The organism is Streptococcus sp. DD11 (assembly GCF_001578865.1).
In the GTDB taxonomy this organism is placed as follows: Bacteria; Bacillota; Bacilli; order Lactobacillales; family Streptococcaceae; genus Streptococcus; species Streptococcus panodentis.
The window spans coordinates 1-1,364 of the sequence record NZ_KQ969405.1 but is presented as its reverse complement, the minus strand read 5'-3'; the positions used below and the strand labels follow the sequence as shown (position 1 = coordinate 1,364).

Below are 1,364 nucleotides of genomic sequence, written 5' to 3'. Positions count from 1 at the left end.
CCCTTCGCTCTTTTATTTCTAAGCTCAGGCTGAAAAGGTTCCCCAAACCTTTTCACTCCCAGCCCGCGAGGCTCTCCCAGTCCGGGGGACTGGGAGAGGTTGGAGATAAAACAAACGCAGTTTGTGTCAAAACAGTCCGGGGGGACTGTGAGAGGTTGGAGATAAAACAAACGCAGTTTGTGTCAAAACAGTCCGGGGGACTGTGAGAGGTTGGAGATAAAACAAACGCAGTTTGTGTCAAAACAGTCCGGAGGACTGTGAGAGGTTGGAGATAAAACAAACGCAGTTTGTGTCAAAACAGTCCGGAGGACTGTGAGAGGTTGGGGATGAGTAAAACAGAGTTTTCCTCAATGCAGGAGCTTTTTGGAGTCTAAAAGACGAACAAAGTTGAGACTTGCTTCGCAAGTCCTATCCGCAACCTCAAAGCAGTGCTTTTGTTGCTTCCTCTCGGAAGCTCTATCTATAACCTCAAAACCTCCACTGGAGCATTTGAGCAATCAGCTGCCGCGTCAAAAGTTTTTTACCAAAACAAAGCGAGACTGAAAGACTTTTATACGGTATCTTCCCAAAGGTACATCCCTCTGTGGGTGAGGACACAGCCATCATGGGAGTCTTATACGGTATCTTCCAAAAGATCCATCCCTCTGTGGGTGAGGGCACAGCCATCATGGGAGTCTGTCTCAGCCTCTTCCTGTATTCTATTATTTGATGGGAGTCTGGTCCAGTCTCCTCTTTTATACTCGATTCACATACTGTTTCTCAAGTGGCAGACGGCCCCCAGCAGGTTGGCTTCGTTTTTAAAAGGCACAGCTGTCAATTTCCACATCAGAAAGCATGCTGTCTAAGACTGGAGAAGACTTCTTGATTGTGCTGTAAGCTGAGCGGATACCATCCAAAAGAATCGGCTGGCTGCTGATACCGCCGCCGATTAACACCTTCTCCAAATCCAAAATCGTATGCAGATTATAGACAATCAAAGCCAAATCCTGACAGTATTGCTCAAACAGACGGTTCAGCTGAGGGTGCTGGCCGCCGGCAATCGCCTCAAAAACAGCCTTGCCGTCCTGCCTGTCCGGCAAATCCAGTACTTGGGCCGCTCTTTCGACAAAGGAAACGCCAGATGCCTGACTGGCCCACCAGTTTTCAGAGAGAGAGCCGTCGGGATGATTCAAAACAAAACTCAGCTCCCCGGCCTGAAAATGCTGCCCCTGCAGAGGGCGGCCATTTAGCAGTATAGCGCCGCCAAGCCCTGTACCCAGCGTCAAAATCAGTGCATTGCGGCTGTTTTGCAGATGCCCTTTCCAAACCTCAGCCAGAAGGCGGCCTTGGCATCATTCATGACAGCGCAGGGAAGCTGTGTCTTG

Annotated in this window: 1 protein-coding gene; it reads right to left on the bottom strand. The window is 49.6% G+C overall.

Features of this window, described 5'->3' with window-relative positions:
* Positions 1–797: 797 nt before the first annotated feature.
* Positions 798–1,316, bottom strand: coding sequence for an ROK family protein (locus STRDD11_RS13070; protein WP_277593125.1), 519 nt, complete (start codon positions 1,314–1,316; stop codon positions 798–800).
* Positions 1,317–1,364: the final 48 nt, after the last annotated feature.